Origin of the sequence: Ancylobacter oerskovii (genome assembly GCF_018390555.1) — a bacterium.
GTDB classification, from domain to species: Bacteria; Pseudomonadota; Alphaproteobacteria; order Rhizobiales; family Xanthobacteraceae; genus Ancylobacter; species Ancylobacter oerskovii.
The window spans coordinates 158,074-172,563 of the sequence record NZ_JAHBGB010000031.1 but is presented as its reverse complement, the minus strand read 5'-3'; the positions used below and the strand labels follow the sequence as shown (position 1 = coordinate 172,563).

At 69.4% G+C, this 14,490-nt stretch carries 12 protein-coding genes; 8 read left to right on the top strand and 4 right to left on the bottom strand.

Annotation, left to right across the window (positions count from 1 at the left end):
• Window positions 1–146 precede the first annotated feature (146 nt).
• The 5 genes from KHC19_RS14055 (at window position 147) to KHC19_RS14035 (ending at window position 4,773) form a co-directional block, all read left to right on the top strand.
• Entirely contained in the window at window positions 147–1,517 is a 1,371-nt protein-coding gene (locus tag KHC19_RS14055; RefSeq protein WP_213352999.1) for an LLM class flavin-dependent oxidoreductase, read from the top strand.
• A 140-nt stretch (window positions 1,518–1,657) separates the two neighbouring features.
• Entirely contained in the window at window positions 1,658–2,302 is a 645-nt protein-coding gene (locus tag KHC19_RS14050) for an amino acid ABC transporter permease (protein WP_378297083.1), read from the top strand.
• Entirely contained in the window at window positions 2,299–2,970 is a 672-nt protein-coding gene (locus KHC19_RS14045; protein ID WP_213352995.1) for an amino acid ABC transporter permease, read from the top strand. The genes KHC19_RS14050 and KHC19_RS14045 overlap by 4 nt, the downstream gene beginning before the upstream one ends.
• Window positions 2,971–2,980: 10 nt before the next feature.
• Window positions 2,981–3,808 (top strand): amino acid ABC transporter ATP-binding protein, encoded by an 828-nt coding sequence (locus KHC19_RS14040; RefSeq protein ID WP_246548882.1) that lies wholly within the window; start codon window positions 2,981–2,983, stop codon window positions 3,806–3,808.
• A 113-nt stretch (window positions 3,809–3,921) separates the two neighbouring features.
• Complete coding sequence (locus KHC19_RS14035; RefSeq protein ID WP_213352994.1) at window positions 3,922–4,773, top strand: transporter substrate-binding domain-containing protein; 852 nt, start codon at window positions 3,922–3,924, stop codon at window positions 4,771–4,773.
• 72 nt (window positions 4,774–4,845) lie between these two features.
• On the opposite strand, the gene KHC19_RS14030 is transcribed toward KHC19_RS14035, so the two are convergent.
• A complete protein-coding gene (locus tag KHC19_RS14030; RefSeq protein ID WP_213353083.1) occupies window positions 4,846–6,054 on the bottom strand; it encodes an MFS transporter in 1,209 nt (402 codons plus the stop codon).
• A 186-nt stretch (window positions 6,055–6,240) separates the two neighbouring features.
• Between KHC19_RS14030 and KHC19_RS14025 the strand changes: the two genes are divergently transcribed.
• On the top strand, window positions 6,241–6,693 hold the full coding sequence (locus KHC19_RS14025; protein WP_213352992.1) for a winged helix-turn-helix transcriptional regulator: 453 nt from the start codon (window positions 6,241–6,243) through the stop codon (window positions 6,691–6,693).
• A gap of 21 nt (window positions 6,694–6,714) precedes the next feature.
• Here the strand turns inward: KHC19_RS14025 and KHC19_RS14020 are convergent, their stop codons facing one another.
• On the bottom strand, window positions 6,715–8,172 hold the full coding sequence (locus KHC19_RS14020; protein WP_213352990.1) for an AMP nucleosidase: 1,458 nt from the start codon (window positions 8,170–8,172) through the stop codon (window positions 6,715–6,717).
• 250 nt (window positions 8,173–8,422) lie between these two features.
• On the opposite strand from KHC19_RS14020, the gene serA reads away from it, so the two are divergent.
• A complete protein-coding gene (gene serA, locus KHC19_RS14015) occupies window positions 8,423–9,691 on the top strand; it encodes a phosphoglycerate dehydrogenase (RefSeq protein ID WP_343207723.1) in 1,269 nt (422 codons plus the stop codon).
• Window positions 9,692–9,920: 229 nt separating this feature from the next.
• Here the strand turns inward: serA and KHC19_RS14010 are convergent, their stop codons facing one another.
• A complete protein-coding gene (locus tag KHC19_RS14010; protein ID WP_213353081.1) occupies window positions 9,921–12,257 on the bottom strand; it encodes a Tex family protein in 2,337 nt (778 codons plus the stop codon).
• 114 nt (window positions 12,258–12,371) lie between these two features.
• A complete protein-coding gene (locus tag KHC19_RS14005; RefSeq protein WP_213352989.1) occupies window positions 12,372–13,619 on the bottom strand; it encodes an Hsp70 family protein in 1,248 nt (415 codons plus the stop codon).
• A gap of 198 nt (window positions 13,620–13,817) precedes the next feature.
• Here KHC19_RS14005 and KHC19_RS14000 point away from each other — a divergent pair, with 198 nt between their 5' ends.
• Window positions 13,818–14,288, top strand: a complete 471-nt coding sequence (locus KHC19_RS14000; RefSeq protein ID WP_213352987.1) for an Lrp/AsnC family transcriptional regulator — start codon at window positions 13,818–13,820, stop codon at window positions 14,286–14,288.
• Window positions 14,289–14,490: the final 202 nt, after the last annotated feature.

The following is a 14,490-nucleotide window of genomic DNA, read 5'->3' as shown; positions in this document are numbered from 1 at the left end:
GCAGCGCGCCGGTTCTTCTGGCGCGCCCGGCCGCCGGGGGGCGCGGCGAGCGGAGCCGGCCGATGCGCGGTTGTGGGGAAGGCGCCTGCAATCTCGACAAATACGTCTATACAAATAAGATGGCGGCACACAGGGAGGTGGCCGGCATGGCGCGTTCGGACAAGTTGAAGCTCGGGACCTTCGTCTACACCTTCGGCTACAACCCGGCCGGCTGGTTGCATCCCGGTAGCGACGTCAACGGAGCCAACGATTTCCGCCATCTGCTCAAGGTGGCGCAGATCTCGGAAGCGGCGAAGTTCGACTTCATGTTCATGGCGGATTCGCCCGCCGCCGCCATTGGCGACCCGGAGGCGCTGTGCCGCCTCCCGACCAAGATGAACCGTTTCGAGCCCTTGTCGCTGCTCTCGGCGCTGGCGGTCTCCACCTCGAAGCTCGGCCTCGTCGCCACCGCCTCGACCTCCTATTACGAGCCGTTCAACCTTGCCCGCATCTTCGCCTCCATCGACCATCTGTCGGGCGGGCGGGCCTGCTGGAACGTCGTCACCTCCGACCATGACGAGACCGGCTACAATTTCAACCGCGAGGGGCTCGATCCGCACGCGCTGCGCTACGAGCGCGGCAAGGAGTTCGTCGACGTGGTGTTCGGGCTGTGGGACAGCTACGAGCCGGACGCGCTGAAGCTCGATCGCGAGACCGGCGTCTATTACGACAAGGACAAGCTCCATACGCTCAACCACAAGGGCAAGCACTTCCAGGTGCGCGGGCCGCTGAACATCGCAGCCAGCCCGCAGGGCCGGCCGGTGATCGCCCAGGCCGGCGGCTCGGAGGCGGGCATCGAGCTCGCCGCCGAGACGGCGGAAGTGGTGTTCTCGCTGGCCTCCAACCTCAAGCGCAGCCAGGATTTCTACGCGACGCTGAAGGACCGGATGGGCGCGTTCGGCCGCCATCCCGACGAGCTGAAGGTGATGCCGGGCGTGGTGATCAATGTCGGGCGCACCGAGGCGGAGGCGCGCGAGAAGGTGGAGTATCTCGCCGGCAAGATGCACCCCGATGTCGGCCGGGCGATGCTGGCCGAGTTCCTCGAGGCCGATCTCTCCGGCGTGCCGCTCGACGAGCCCTTCCCGAAGGACCGGCTGCCGGCGGCGCCCAAGGGTTCCAAGGCGCTGTTCGACGAGCTGACCGACTTCGTGATGAAGGGCCACACGGTGGGCGAGCTGATCAAGCTGTTCAGCGAGAAGCACACCGGCAACGGCATCACCGGCACGCCGGCGGTGGTGGCCGATTTCATGGAGGAGTGGTTCCAGGGCCGTGCTGCCGACGGCTTCATCGTGATGTGCCCGACGCTGCCGGCGGCGCTGGAGGACTTCACCGAGCTGGTGGTGCCGGAGCTGCGCCGGCGCGGGCTGTTCCGTGAGGACTATGAAGGGTCGACGCTGCGCGACAGCCTCGGCCTGCCGGTGCCGGAGAACCGTCATGCCCGGGCGCGCCGCCAGCTTGGCGGAGCCGTGCGCGGGTGAGGCGAGGGACGAATATCCAGTTGGCGGGCATTTTGCTACGTAGCAGCGGCGCCGGCGGCGGACGGGCGGGATCTTCCTCGTCCCCGCGCCTCCCGGTCCGTGGCCGCCGCTGTCCGAGAAACTGAATGTTCGATTTCAACCTGATCATCAAATCGCTGCCGATGCTGCTCGAAGCCTCGGTGTGGACGGTGGTCTATTCGCTGACCTCGGTCGCCATCGGCTTCTGCATCGGCACGCTGATGTGCGCGGCGGGCCTGTCGGCTTCCCGCCTCGGCCGCGGCATCTCTGCCTTCTATGTGAGCTTCTTCCGCGGCGTGCCGCTGCTGGTGCAGCTGCTGATCTCCTATTACTGCCTGCCGCTGATCGGGGTGAACGTGCCCTCCTCGGTGGCGGCGGTGGGCACGCTGGCCTTGTGCACCGGCGCCTATCTCGCCGAGATCCTGCGCGGCGGCTTCCTCGGCATCTCGCCGGGGCTGATCGAGGCGGCGCGCATGGTCGGGCTTTCGCGCCGGCAGATCCTGACCCGCATCGAGGTGCCGCTGGCAGTGCGCCTCACGCTGCCCGCCCTCGTCAACGAGACGACGATGATGGTGAAGGCCTCGTCGCTGATCTCGGTGGTCGGGGTGCTGGAGCTGACGCGGCTCGCCCAGAACATCGCCACCTCCACCTTCCAGCCGCTGGAGATCTACCTGACCGCCGGGGCGATCTATTTCGTGATCAACGGCGCCATCACCCTTCTCGGCCAGCTTGCCGAAAGCCGCTTCCGGCTGGAGACGGCGCGATGAGCTTCAACCTCGCCATCCTCACCGACAATTGGCGCGAGATCCTCGACGGGATGGCGCTGACCATCCTGATCTGGGCGGCGGGCACGGCCATCGGCCTCGCGGTCGGGCTCGCCGTGGCGGTGGTGCAGCTGTTCACCAATCGCTGGCTGGCGGCGCCGCTGGCGCTCTATGTCGCGGTGATGCGCGGCACGCCGTTCCTGATCCAGCTCTTCGTGATCTATTATGGTGGGCCGTTCTTCGGGCTCGATCTGACGCCGCTCACCGCCGGCATCGCCGGGCTGGCGCTCTATGGCGGCGCCTATTTCTCCGAGATATTCCGCGCCGGCTTCCTCTCGGTGCCGCCCGGCCAGATCGAGGCGGCGCGGATGATGGGCATTGGCCGGCTCGATATCGTCAGACATGTGCAATTGCCGCAGATGCTGGTGATCATCCTGCCGGCGCTCGCCAACATGACGGTGCTGCTGTCGAAGGAAACCGCGGTGCTGTCGGTGATCACCGTGAACGAGCTGACCTCGGTGATCCAGTCGATCGGCTCCACCACCTTCGCCTTCGCCGAGACGCTGCTGTTCCTGGCGCTGGTGTACTGGGCCTTCCTCGAAATCGTCACGGCGGCGGCGCGGCGGCTGGAGAAGCGGGTCGGCCGCTTCATGCTGCGCAGCCAGAGCTGAAGGGGCGGACATGACCGCAGACAACGCGACCAACTCCCGCCCGATCATCGACGTGCGCGGCGTGTGGAAGCGCTTCGGCACCGCCGAGGTGCTGAAGGGGATCGACCTCGCCATCCGCAAATCGGAAGTGACCTGCATCATCGGGCCGTCCGGCTCCGGCAAGTCGACGCTGCTGCGCTGCATCGCCTTCCTGGAGGAATACAGCGAGGGCGAGATCTATATCGAGGGCGAACTGCTCGGCTTCGCGCTGGAAGGCGGCAAGCGGCGGCGGGTCTCCGACGCCGAGGTGGCGCGGGTGCGGCGCAATGTCGGCTTCGTGTTCCAGCAGTTCAATCTGTGGCCGCACATGACGGCGCTGGAAAACGTCGCCATGCCCCTGAAGCTGGCGCGGGGGATCGCGCGGGAAGACGCGGAAAAACGTGCCCGGCGCATGCTGGAGAAGGTGGGGCTCGGCCACCGCGCCGGGGCCTATCCCAGCCAGCTCTCCGGCGGCCAGCAGCAGCGCGTCGGCATCGCCCGCGCCCTCGCCATGGAACCGCACATCATGCTGTTCGACGAGCCGACCTCGGCGCTCGACCCTGAGCTGGTCGGCGAGGTTTTGCAGGTGATGCGCGACCTCGCGGCCGAGGGCATGACCATGGCGGTGGTGACGCACGAAATGGGCTTCGCCGCCCAGGTGGCCGACACGGTGGTGTTCATCGACCACGGGGTGATCGCCGCCTCCGGCTCGCCGCAGCAGGTGTTCCGCAAGGACGAGAACCCGCGGCTGCGGCAGTTCCTGCAGAACTACTTCGAGCGTAACGTGTTCTGGCAAGGCGGCGAGGACGCCGCGTCGTGACGCCCGGCCAACCGGCGCGTTGCGGGGCGCAAAGCGACATGTCTATACTTTATCCATAAGGAAGACCGGCGGCACGCGGCCGTCCGCAGCTTCCGGGGGAACAGGAGAAACCGATGACCCATCTCACCCGGCGTTCCGCCGTCAGCCGCGCCCTGCGCCTCGCGGCGCTCGGCGCCGTCGCCTCGCTGGCCTTCACGGGCCTTGCGCGGGCCGAGGACCTGCTCGCCAAGGTCAAGGCCAAGGGCGAGCTCACGGTCGGCACCGAATTTCAGTTCGCGCCGTTCGACTTCGTCGAGGACGGCAAGCAGAGCGGCATGAACAAGGAGATCTTCGCCGAGATCGGCAAGGAGCTCGGCGTCAAGGTGTCCTTCCTCGATCTGCCTTGGCCGAGCGTGCTGCCGGGCCTCGAGGCCGGCAAGTTCGACATGGTGGCCGGCCCCGCCACCATCACCAAGGCCCGCATGGAGCGCTACCGCTTCACCTCGCCGATCGCCAACGCGACGGTGGCGATCCTGAAGAAGAAGGGCGACGCCTCGATCACCAAGCCGGAGGACATCGCCGGCAAGAAGGTGGGCAGCGCCAAGGCGACCGCCCAGCTGGCGCAGCTTCAGGAATTCGGCAAGACGCTGCCGACGCCGCCGGTGGTGCAGGAATATGTCGACTTCAGCCAGTCCTATGCCGATCTCGGCGCCGGGCGCATCGTGGCGGTGGCCAATTCGCTGCCGAACATCGCCTATCTCGCCAAGACCAAGCCGAACGTGTTCGAGGTGGTGGAGCCGCCCTTCGGCAAGCCGGTCTATTTCGGCTTCATCGGCTCGAAGGGCGAGGATGCCAAGTCGCTGATGGACGCGGTCGACGCCGTGCTGGTCAAGATGAAGCATGACGGGCGCCTCGCCGCCCTCCAGAAGAAGTGGTTCGGTACGGAGATGGCCACCCCGGACCAGGTGACGGAAGCGAGCTTCTGAGCGGCCGGCGCCGTTCGTCGTACGGAGATGGATCCCGGGTCGGCGCTGCCGGCCCGGGATTTTTCTTGCCGGTCAGGCGGGCATGGCGCGCAGGGTCCGGGCCCAGAAGACGAGCGCGGCGAGGGCGATGCCGGCGCCCATGAGCGAGACGCCGGGCCAGCCGGCCTGGGCATAGACCAGCGTCGACAGCGACGAGCCGAGCGCGCTGCCGATGGAATAGAACACCATATAGGCGGCGGTCAGCCGGCTCTGCGCCTCCGGCCGCACGCGGTAGATCAGGCCCTGATTGGCGACATGCGTCGCCTGCAGCCCGAAGTCGATGACGATCACGCCCAGCACCAGCCACAGGATGGAGTGGGGCAGCAGGGCAATCGGCAGCCAGGCCAGCAGCATCAGCCCGAGGGCGATGCCGGTGACGCGCTGGCCGTGGCCGCGATCGGTCCAGCGCCCGGCCCGGATGGCGCCCAGCGCGCCGGCGGCGCCGGCGAGGCCGAACAGCCCGACCTGCGTGTGCGACAGCGAGAAGGGCGGGGCGCCGAGCGGCAGCACCAGCGGCGCCAGCAGCGTGGTGATGTCGGCGAAGATCAGCATGGCGAGGATGGCGCGGATGCGCAGCGCCGGCTCCTCGAGGAACAGCGTGACCAGCGAGACGATGAGGCGCGGATAGGAGGGCGGCGGCGCGTGGCGGCGCGGCTGCGGCGGCAGGGCGCGCCACAGCAGGCCGGCCATGAGCAGGGTCGTCAGGGCCGAGACGAGATAGACCGTGCGCCAGCCGGACAGGTCGGTGAGCGCGCCGGCGACGCTGCGCGCCAGGAGGATGCCGAGCACGATGCCGCCGGTGACCACGCCGACGACATGGCCGCGCTCGGTGGGGCGCGCCAGCCCGGCGGCATGGGCGACCAGCGCCTGCGTCACCACCGCCATCAGCCCGACCGCCGCCATGGAGGCGAGCAGCATCGCCGCCGAGTTCGAGAACGCCACCGCGACAAGCGCGAGGGCCGAGAGGAGAAACTGGCCGATGATCAGCCGCCGGCGGTCGAGGAGATCGCCGAGCGGTACCAGCAGCACGAGGCCGAGCCCGTAGCCGATCTGCGTCGCCGCCACCACGAGGCCGGCGGCGGCGCGGGAGAGGCCGAGGTCGTCGGCCATCACGTCGAGCAGCGGATGGGCGAAATAGGCATTGGCGACCGCGAGGCCGCCGGCGAGGGCAAACAGGAAAAGTGCCGGCCGGCCGAGCGGGGCGGCGTGCGCAGGCGTCGCCCTGTCGTCGGCGGACGGCATCGGCGCGCCCCTCGGCGGCGCGAGGCCGTTCGCGGCACCGGCCGGCGCCACGTCTCCACCCCTATCCATTTGTCGGCTCCGCGTGTTTTTGGTTCTATGATGAAACCAATGTCAGGGATAATGAGTTAGGTTTAATAATGCAACCTAATATCGGCCACTGGCTGACCAGGGCCCGGAGCTGAACGGATGGTGGCGCGCAAGAGCCTGAAGGGGGACTATTGCCCGAGCGCCCGCGCGCTGGACGTGATCGGCGACTGGTGGTCGCTGATGATCGTGCGCGACGCCTTTGACGGCATGACGCGCTTCAGCGAATTCCAGAAGAGCCTCGGCATCGCCCGCAACATCCTCGCCGAGCGCCTGCGCACGCTGGTGGAGCGCGGAATCCTGGTCGCGGTGCCGACCGCGGAGGGGCGTGCGCGGATGGAATATCGGCTCACCGCCATGGGCAAGGACCTGTTCCCGGTGATGGTGGCGCTGCGGCAGTTCGGCGAGCGCCACCTCTTCGCGCCGCAGGAGCCGCGCTCGCGCCTCGTCGATCGCGCCGCCGGCCGGCCGCTCCGGCTCGACATAACGGCCGAGGACGGGCGCGCCATCGGTCCCGACGAGGCGGTGATCGAGAAGGTGCCGGAGGCGGGGTAGACGCGCCCGCACCCGCGCGCGTCAGCGGAAGGCCGGCTCGTCGAAGGAGCGCAGCTTGCGCGAATGGATGCTGGCGCCGGCCTGCCGGAGCTTGTCCAGCGCCGCGAGGCCGATCTTCAAATGCTCGCTCACCGCGCGCTCGTAGAAGGCGTTGGCGGCGCCCGGCAGCTTGATCTCGCCATGCAGCGGCTTGTCGGAGACGCAGAGCAGCGTGCCGTAGGGTACCCGCAGCCGGTAGCCCTGCGCGGCGACGGTGCCGGATTCCATGTCGACGGCGATGGCGCGCGACAGGTTGATACGTCGGCGCTCCTTGGCCCAGCGCAGTTCCCAGTTGCGGTCGTCCTGGGTGACGACGGTGCCGGTGCGCAGCCGCCGCTTGAGCTGGTCGCCCTGCTCGCCGGTGACCTCCGCCGCCGCCTGCTGCAGCGCCACCTGCACCTCGGCCAGCGCCGGGATCGGGATGTCCGGCGGCACCAGCTCGTCGAGAATGCCGTCCTGGCGCAGATAGGCATGGGCGAGCACGTAGTCGCCGATGATCTGGGTGAGCCGCAGCCCGCCGCAATGGCCGACCATCAGCCAGCAATGCGGCCGCAGCACCGCCAGATGGTCGGTGATGGTCTTGGCGTTGGAGGGGCCGACGCCGATATTCACCAGCGTGACGCCGGCGCCGCCGCGCCGGATCAAATGATAGGCCGGCATCTGGAAGCGGTGCCACGGCGCCGCCATCACCCGCTCCACCGCGGCGACGTCGAAATTCTCGGCGTCGATGCGGATGCCGCCCGGCGTCACCAGCGCCTCGGCGGTGCCGGCCTCGATCTCGGCGAGGCCGAGGCGGACGAACTGGTCGACATAGCGGTGATAGTTGGTCAGCAGGATCCAGGGCTGGAAGGCCCGCCAGTCGGTGCCGGTGTAGTGGACGAGCCGGCGCAGCGAATAATCGGTGCGCACGGCGTCGAACAGCGCCAGCGGGCGCGGCTCGCCCTCCACCAGATCGAAGGTGCCGTCGGCGATCTCGTCGCCGACCAGCGACAGCAGCGGCGTGGGGAAATACCGCGCCAGCTCGGAGGCGGTGACCTTGCCCCGCCCGAGCTCGTCGCCCCCCTCCAGAGCGTAGGGGTAGGGGATCTCCTGGTGGCTGACGCCGGTCTCGATGGTGGCGCCGAACTCCTCCACCAGCGGCGTCAACTGGTCGACGAGATAGGCGCGGAACTCGCCCGGCTGCGTCACGGTGGTCTGGTGGACGCCGGGCACGGCGAATTTCGCATAGCCGCGCTGGGTGCGGGCCCGCAGGGTGCGCGAGGGCTCGTAGGTCACGCGCAGCAGCGGGTAGCGGTAGCGGGCGCGCTCCTCGGCATCCGGCGCGCGGCCGGTCTCGAAGAAGCGGTGCAGGTCGTGCCGGAGCGCCTCGCGCGCGGCACCGTAGAGAATTTCGAGCCGGTCTATCGCCGCCTCGGGAGTTGCCGCCGTCTCGAAGGTCATGTCGTCTGTCGCCTCCCGCTACACGCTGCTAGCGCGATTTGCGCCGGCCGTGAAGGCTGCACCGGCGGCGGCCAGGCGAGACCTGCCGAGGGTGCAGGGCTGCCCCGCGCGCCTGGCCGCCTAGACGGCGGCGGCAAAAGCGGTAAGTTCCCGCGCCCGCGGATCGTCCGCTCCGCGGCGAAGGACGGCGGCGCGGGATTCCGGCGCGGCTCTCCTTCTCCTGCCCATTCATCGCCGAAGGACCGAGATCGTGCCCGATCATCTCTCCCACTCGCCGCATCTGTCGCTCTCCAAGGACAAGATCCGGGTGCTGCTGCTCGAGGGCGTGAACGACAGCGCCGTGCAGATCATGAAGTCCGCGGGCTATTCCAACCTCACGCGGCTGACCAAGGCGCTGGATGGCGAGGCGCTGCGGGAGGCGCTGAAGGGCGTGCACCTGCTCGGCATCCGCTCGCGCACCAACATCACCGCCGAGGTGCTGGAGGCGGCGGACCGGCTGATCGGCATCGGCTGCTTCAGCGTCGGTACCAACCAGGTCGATCTCGACGCCACCCGGCTGCAGGGCATCCCGGTGTTCAACGCGCCCTTCTCCAACACCCGCAGCGTTGCCGAACTGGTGATCGGCGAGATCGTCATGCTGCTGCGGCGCATTCCCGAGCGCTCGCGCGCCGCCCATGAGGGCAAGTGGGACAAGTCGGCCAGCAACAGCCACGAGGTGCGCGGCAAGACGCTGGGTATCGTCGGCTACGGCAATATCGGCTCGCAGCTGTCCAACCTCGCCGAGGCGATGGGCATGCGGGTGATCTATTTCGACCACACCGACAAGCTGCGCCATGGCAACACCGAGCCGGTGGGCAGCCTGCACGAGCTGCTCTCGCAGAGCGACGTCGTCAGCCTGCACGTGCCGGAGACGCCGGCGACCCACGGCATGATCGGCCGCGACGAGATCGCGGCCATGAAGACCGGCGCCTACCTCATCAACAACAGCCGCGGCACGGTGGTCGATCTCGGCGCGCTGGCCGATGCGCTGCGCGGCGGCAAGCTGCGCGGTGCGGCGGTCGACGTGTTCCCGGTCGAGCCGGGCTCCAACAATGAGCGGTTCGTCTCGCCGCTGCAGGGGCTCGACAACGTCATCCTGACCCCGCATGTCGGCGGCTCGACCGAGGAGGCGCAGGAGCGCATCGGCGCCGAGGTGGCGCGCAAGCTGGTCGAGTACAGCGACACCGGCTCCACCATGGGCGCGGTGAATTTCCCGCAGGTGCAGCTGCCGGCGCGCCCGCTGGGCACCCGCTTCATCCAGGTGCAGCGCAACCTGCCGGGCATGCTCGGCCGGCTCAACGAGGTGCTGGCGCGCCACCACGTCAACATCGCCGCGCAATATTACGAGACCAGCGCCGATGTCGGCTATGTGGTGCTGGATGCCGACGCTTCCGGCGTCGACAGCCAGGCGGTGCTCGCCGACATCCGCGCGCTGGAAGGCACCATCCGGGCGCGGCTGCTCTACGAATACAGGGTGTGACGGGGGGCGGGGGGAGCTCGGGACGCGCCAAAGCCGCTCGCCCGCTGAAGGCCTCTCACCGTCGAAGACCCCTTACCCCAACCCTCTCCCCGACGGGGAGAGGGAGCAGGGCGCGCTTCGACTTTCCGCCCCTGCCGCCGATCCACCCGTCATTGGACATCGGCCGCCGGACCCGCGAGGGTGAACCCCACCGGGGTTCAGGTGGTCGCGACAGCTGCCCGGCTGGGCCTCACTTCCGCTTCAGCGCGTCCAGCAGCGCGGCGCCCAGCGCGCCGGTGGGTTCCGGGCGGGAGGGCTTCGCCGACGCTCCGCGATTGGCGCCGCCCTTGTCGCGCTGGTCCCGGTTGTCGCGCAGGCCGCGCTCCGGCTGCGCCTTGTCCGCCGGCTTGCCCGCCCCGGCAACGTCCTTGCGCATCGACAGCGAGATGCGCTTGCGCTTGAGGTCGATCTCCAGCACCCGCACCTTCACCACGTCGCCGACCTTCGCCACCTCATGCGCGTCCTTCACGAAGCGGTCGGCAAGCTGCGAGACGTGCACCAGCCCGTCCTGGTGGACGCCGATGTCGACGAAGGCGCCGAAGGCGGCGACGTTCGTCACCGTTCCCTCCAGCTCCATGCCGGGCCGGAGATCCTTCATCTCGTCGACGCCCTCCGCAAAGGTCGCGGTGCGGAAGGCGGGTCGCGGGTCGCGGCCGGGCTTGTCGAGCTCGGCGATGATGTCGCGCACCGTCGGCAGGCCGAAGCGCTCGTCGACGAAGCTGCGGGGATCGAGGGCGGACAGCGCCGCGCTGTCGCCCATCAGCGTGCGCAGGTCGCGCCCGCAGGCGGCGACGATCTTGCGGGCGACGCCATAGGCCTCCGGGTGGACGGCGGAGGCGTCGAGCGGTTCCTTGCCGTCGCGGATGCGCAGGAAGCCGGCGCATTGCTCGAAGGTGCGGGGGCCGAGGCGCGCCACGTCCAGTAGCTGCCGGCGGCTGGCGAAGGCGCCGTTGGCGTCGCGATGGGCGACCACCGCCTCGGCGAGCGAGGTGCCGAGGCCGGACACCCGCGCCAACAGCGAGGCGGAGGCGGTGTTGAGGTCGACGCCGACCGCGTTCACCGCGTCCTCCACTACCGCGTCGAGGGCGCGGGCGAGATGGTACTGGTCGACATCGTGCTGGTACTGGCCGACGCCGATCGACTTCGGCTCGATCTTCACCAATTCGGCCAGCGGGTCCTGCAGCCGCCGGGCGATGGAGACGGCGCCGCGCAGCGACACGTCGAGGGCCGGGAACTCGGCGGCGGCGAGTTCCGAGGCGGAATAGACGGAGGCGCCGGCTTCCGACACCACCACCTTGAGCGGCTTGGGCGCCGGCAGATCGGCCAGCATGTCGGCGACCAGCTTCTCGGTTTCGCGGCTGCCGGTGCCGTTGCCGATGGCGATCAGTTCGACGCCGTGCTTGCGGATGAGGGCGGCGAGCTCGGCCTGGGTGCCGCGCACGTCGTTCTTCGGCGGGAAGGGATAGACGGTGCTGGTGGCGGTGAGCTTGCCGGTGGCGTCCACCACCGCCACCTTGACGCCGGTGCGGATGCCGGGATCGAGGCCCATGGTGGCGCGGGTGCCCGCGGGGGCGGCCAGCAGCAGGTCCTTCAGGTTGCGGGCGAACACCTCGATGGCCTCGGTCTCCGCCCGGGCCCGCAGCTCGGTCATCAGGTCGAGCGAGAGATGCAGCGACAGCTTGACCCGCCAGGTCCAGCCGGCGACCTCCATCAGCCAGGCGTCGCCGGGCAGCCGGTCGCCGATGGAATAGCCTTCCGCGATCATCGCCACCACCGGCTTCACCGGGCGGGGATCCTCCGCATCGACCTCGATGGCGAGATCGAGCACCTCCTCGTTGCGCCCGCGCAGCATGGCGAGCGCCCGGTGGCTCGGCACATTCGCCCAGCGTTCGACATGGTCGAAATAGTCGGAGAACTTGGCGCCGGCCTCCTGCTTGCCGTCGATCACCTTGGCCCGCAGGTCGGCCTTGCCCTTGAGATAGGCGCGAAGGCGGCCGACGATCTCGGCATTCTGCGCGAAGGCTTCCGAGAGGATGTCGCGCGCGCCTTCCAGCGCGCCCTTCACATCCGCCACCTCGCCGGCGACATAGGCCGTGGCGAGCTCGGCCGGCACGGCGGCGCGGTCAACGAGGATGGCATCGGCGAGCGGGCCGAGGCCGCGCTCGCGGGCGATGTCGGCGCGGTTGCGGCGCTTGGGCTTGTAGGGGAGGTAGATGTCCTCCAGCTCCGCCTTGGTGGCGGCGCCGGCGAGAGCGGCCTGCAGCTCCGGGGTGAGCTTCTCCTGCTGGCGGATGGACTCGGTGATGGCGGTGCGGCGGGCTTCCAGCTCGCGCAGATAGGCGAGGCGCTCGTCGAGCCGGCGCAGCTGGGTGTCGTCGAGCCCGCCGGTGACCTCCTTGCGGTAGCGCGCGATGAAGGGAACGGTCGCGCCCTCGTCGAGCAGCGCGATCGCCGCGGCCGCCTGCTGCGGGCGCGCGCCGATCTCGGTGGCGATGCGGGCGGCGAGGGAGGTGATGTCGGCTGTCATGCGGCTCACGGAATCGCTTCGGGAGGCGCGACCATAGTCAGCCGCGCCGGCAAACGCCACGTTCCGGCGGCCATCGCGCCGGCCGGGAAGTCGCCGGGCCTGTCGAAGATCGGTCTAGCCGTAGCGGCGGCCGGCCTCGATGGCGAGGCCGGTGCCGACCGAGCCGAACGTGTCGCCCTCGATCACCCGTGCCGCCGGCACGCAGGCGCGGATCGCGTTGCGCACATGCGCCAGCCGGGTCGAGCCGCCGGTCAGGAACAGTGCGTCGATCTCGTCGGCCACAAGGCCGGCGGCGGCGAGGCAGGCGGCGATCTTGCCGGCGATGCGCTCCGCCAGCAGGCCGGTGTGCCGCACGAGGTCCGCATGGGCGATGCCGACCGACAGACCGGCCTCCAGCACCGCGAGGTCGAGCACCGTCTCGCCCGTCTCCGCCACGCGGATCTTGGCGGCCTCGACGTCGAGGGCGAGGCCGTGGCCGCGCTCGTCCTCCACCGCCCGCGCGAGGCGGGCCACGAGGTCCGGCCGGGCCGCCTCGCGCTCCAACTCGCGGATGGTGCGGGCGGTACGGCCGTCATAGAGGCGGTTGATCGAGGACCAGGTGGCGAGGTCCTGATAGATCCCCACCGGCATCGACAGGCCCTTGCGCTTCAGGGCGCTGCCATGGCCGAGCGCCGGCATGACCATGGACAGCGACAGCTGGCGGTCGAAATCGGTGCCGCCGACGCGCACGCCTTCATTGGCCAGGATATCGGTGGCCCGGTCCGCGCGGCCGGCATGGCTGCGGGCGATCCGCACGATGGAGAAGTCCGAGGTGCCGCCGCCGATATCGGCGATCAGCGCCAATTCCTCGCCCGTTACCCGGCGCTCATAATCGAGGCTCGCCGCGATGGGCTCGAACTGGAACGAGATTTCGGCAAAGCCGATGTCGCGGGCGATGCTGCCGAGCACGTCCTGCGCCCGCGCGTCCCCCGCCGCGTCGCCATCGACGAAATGCACCGGCCGGCCGAGCACCACCTCGCGCAGCGTCCCGCCGGCCGCCGCCTCGCCGCGCGCCTTCACCTCGGCGAGGAAGGCGCCGATCACCGCCTTGAAGCCGAGCCGCTGGCGGCCCACCGGCGTGGTCTCGTCGACCAGCGAGGTGCCGAGCACCGATTTCAGCGAGCGCATCAGCCGCCCCTGCTGGCCCTCCACATAGGCGGCCATGGCGGCACGGCCCACCAGCGCGGACCCCGAGCGCGGGAAGAAGATGGCGCTCGGCAGCGTGTCGGCCGTCCCTTCCAGCGCGGCGAGCCGGGGTTCGCCGCCGCCATCGAGGCCGAGCGTGGTGTTCGAGGTGCCGAAATCGAGGCCGCAGGCGGTCATGACACCTCCTTGCATGATGCGGAACGCGGAAAGGGCGGGCTTGCTAAAGCACGCCGCGTCGCCGCGCAAGGGGGGCGGCGCATCGCGCGGGCATGTCGCGAAACCGCGTGCGCAATGGGCACAAGGAGTTGATCTCTCCCGGCGGGGGGGCTAAGTCCGGCCTGCATGGGGAGGACGTCGCGCCTCCGGGATTCCGACATGGCCAGAAAGCCGTTGACGCACCACGCGCTCGATGCGATCGACCGCAAGGTTCTGTCCATCCTGCAGGTCGAGGGGCGCATCACCCATAACGAGCTGGCGCAGCGGGTTGGCCTGCCGCCCACCTCGATGAGCGACCGGATCCGGCAGCGGCAAGAGGCGGTGGGTGCGAGAGGCTTTGCCCGGTCGTGGCGGTCGTTCAAGCCGGAAGCCGCCCGCCGGCGTGCGGCGGGCGGTTCTACACGCCTTGAGGCTCAGGGCTTGCCGCAGGTGGGGCTGCCGCAGACCGCGCGGCAGATCGCCGGGTTCATGCAGGTGTATGTCTTGCCGGCCGCCGGCTGGCCCGGTGTCGCGGCGAGCTTGGCCGCCGGCGCGTCGAGGGCACGAATGTCGGCATCCCGCGCGGTGATCTGGCCGCAGGTGGGTGCGCCGCAGACCGCCCGGCAGATGGCGGGATTCATGCAGGTATAGGCGGCGAATGACTGGGTCGGTACAAGTATCGACAGGCACAGGCCCGCAGTCACCAGCGTCAATGTGCGAATTTTATGCATTTTTTCCTCCGAATTTTGTAATGATGCGTTGAAAATTAAGGCTATTCGCGGCGGCGAGAATGCCTCGATGTCCGTTCCCGCGTGTCATGCAGGCGGAACAATCATGTCGCGTGGACGGCACA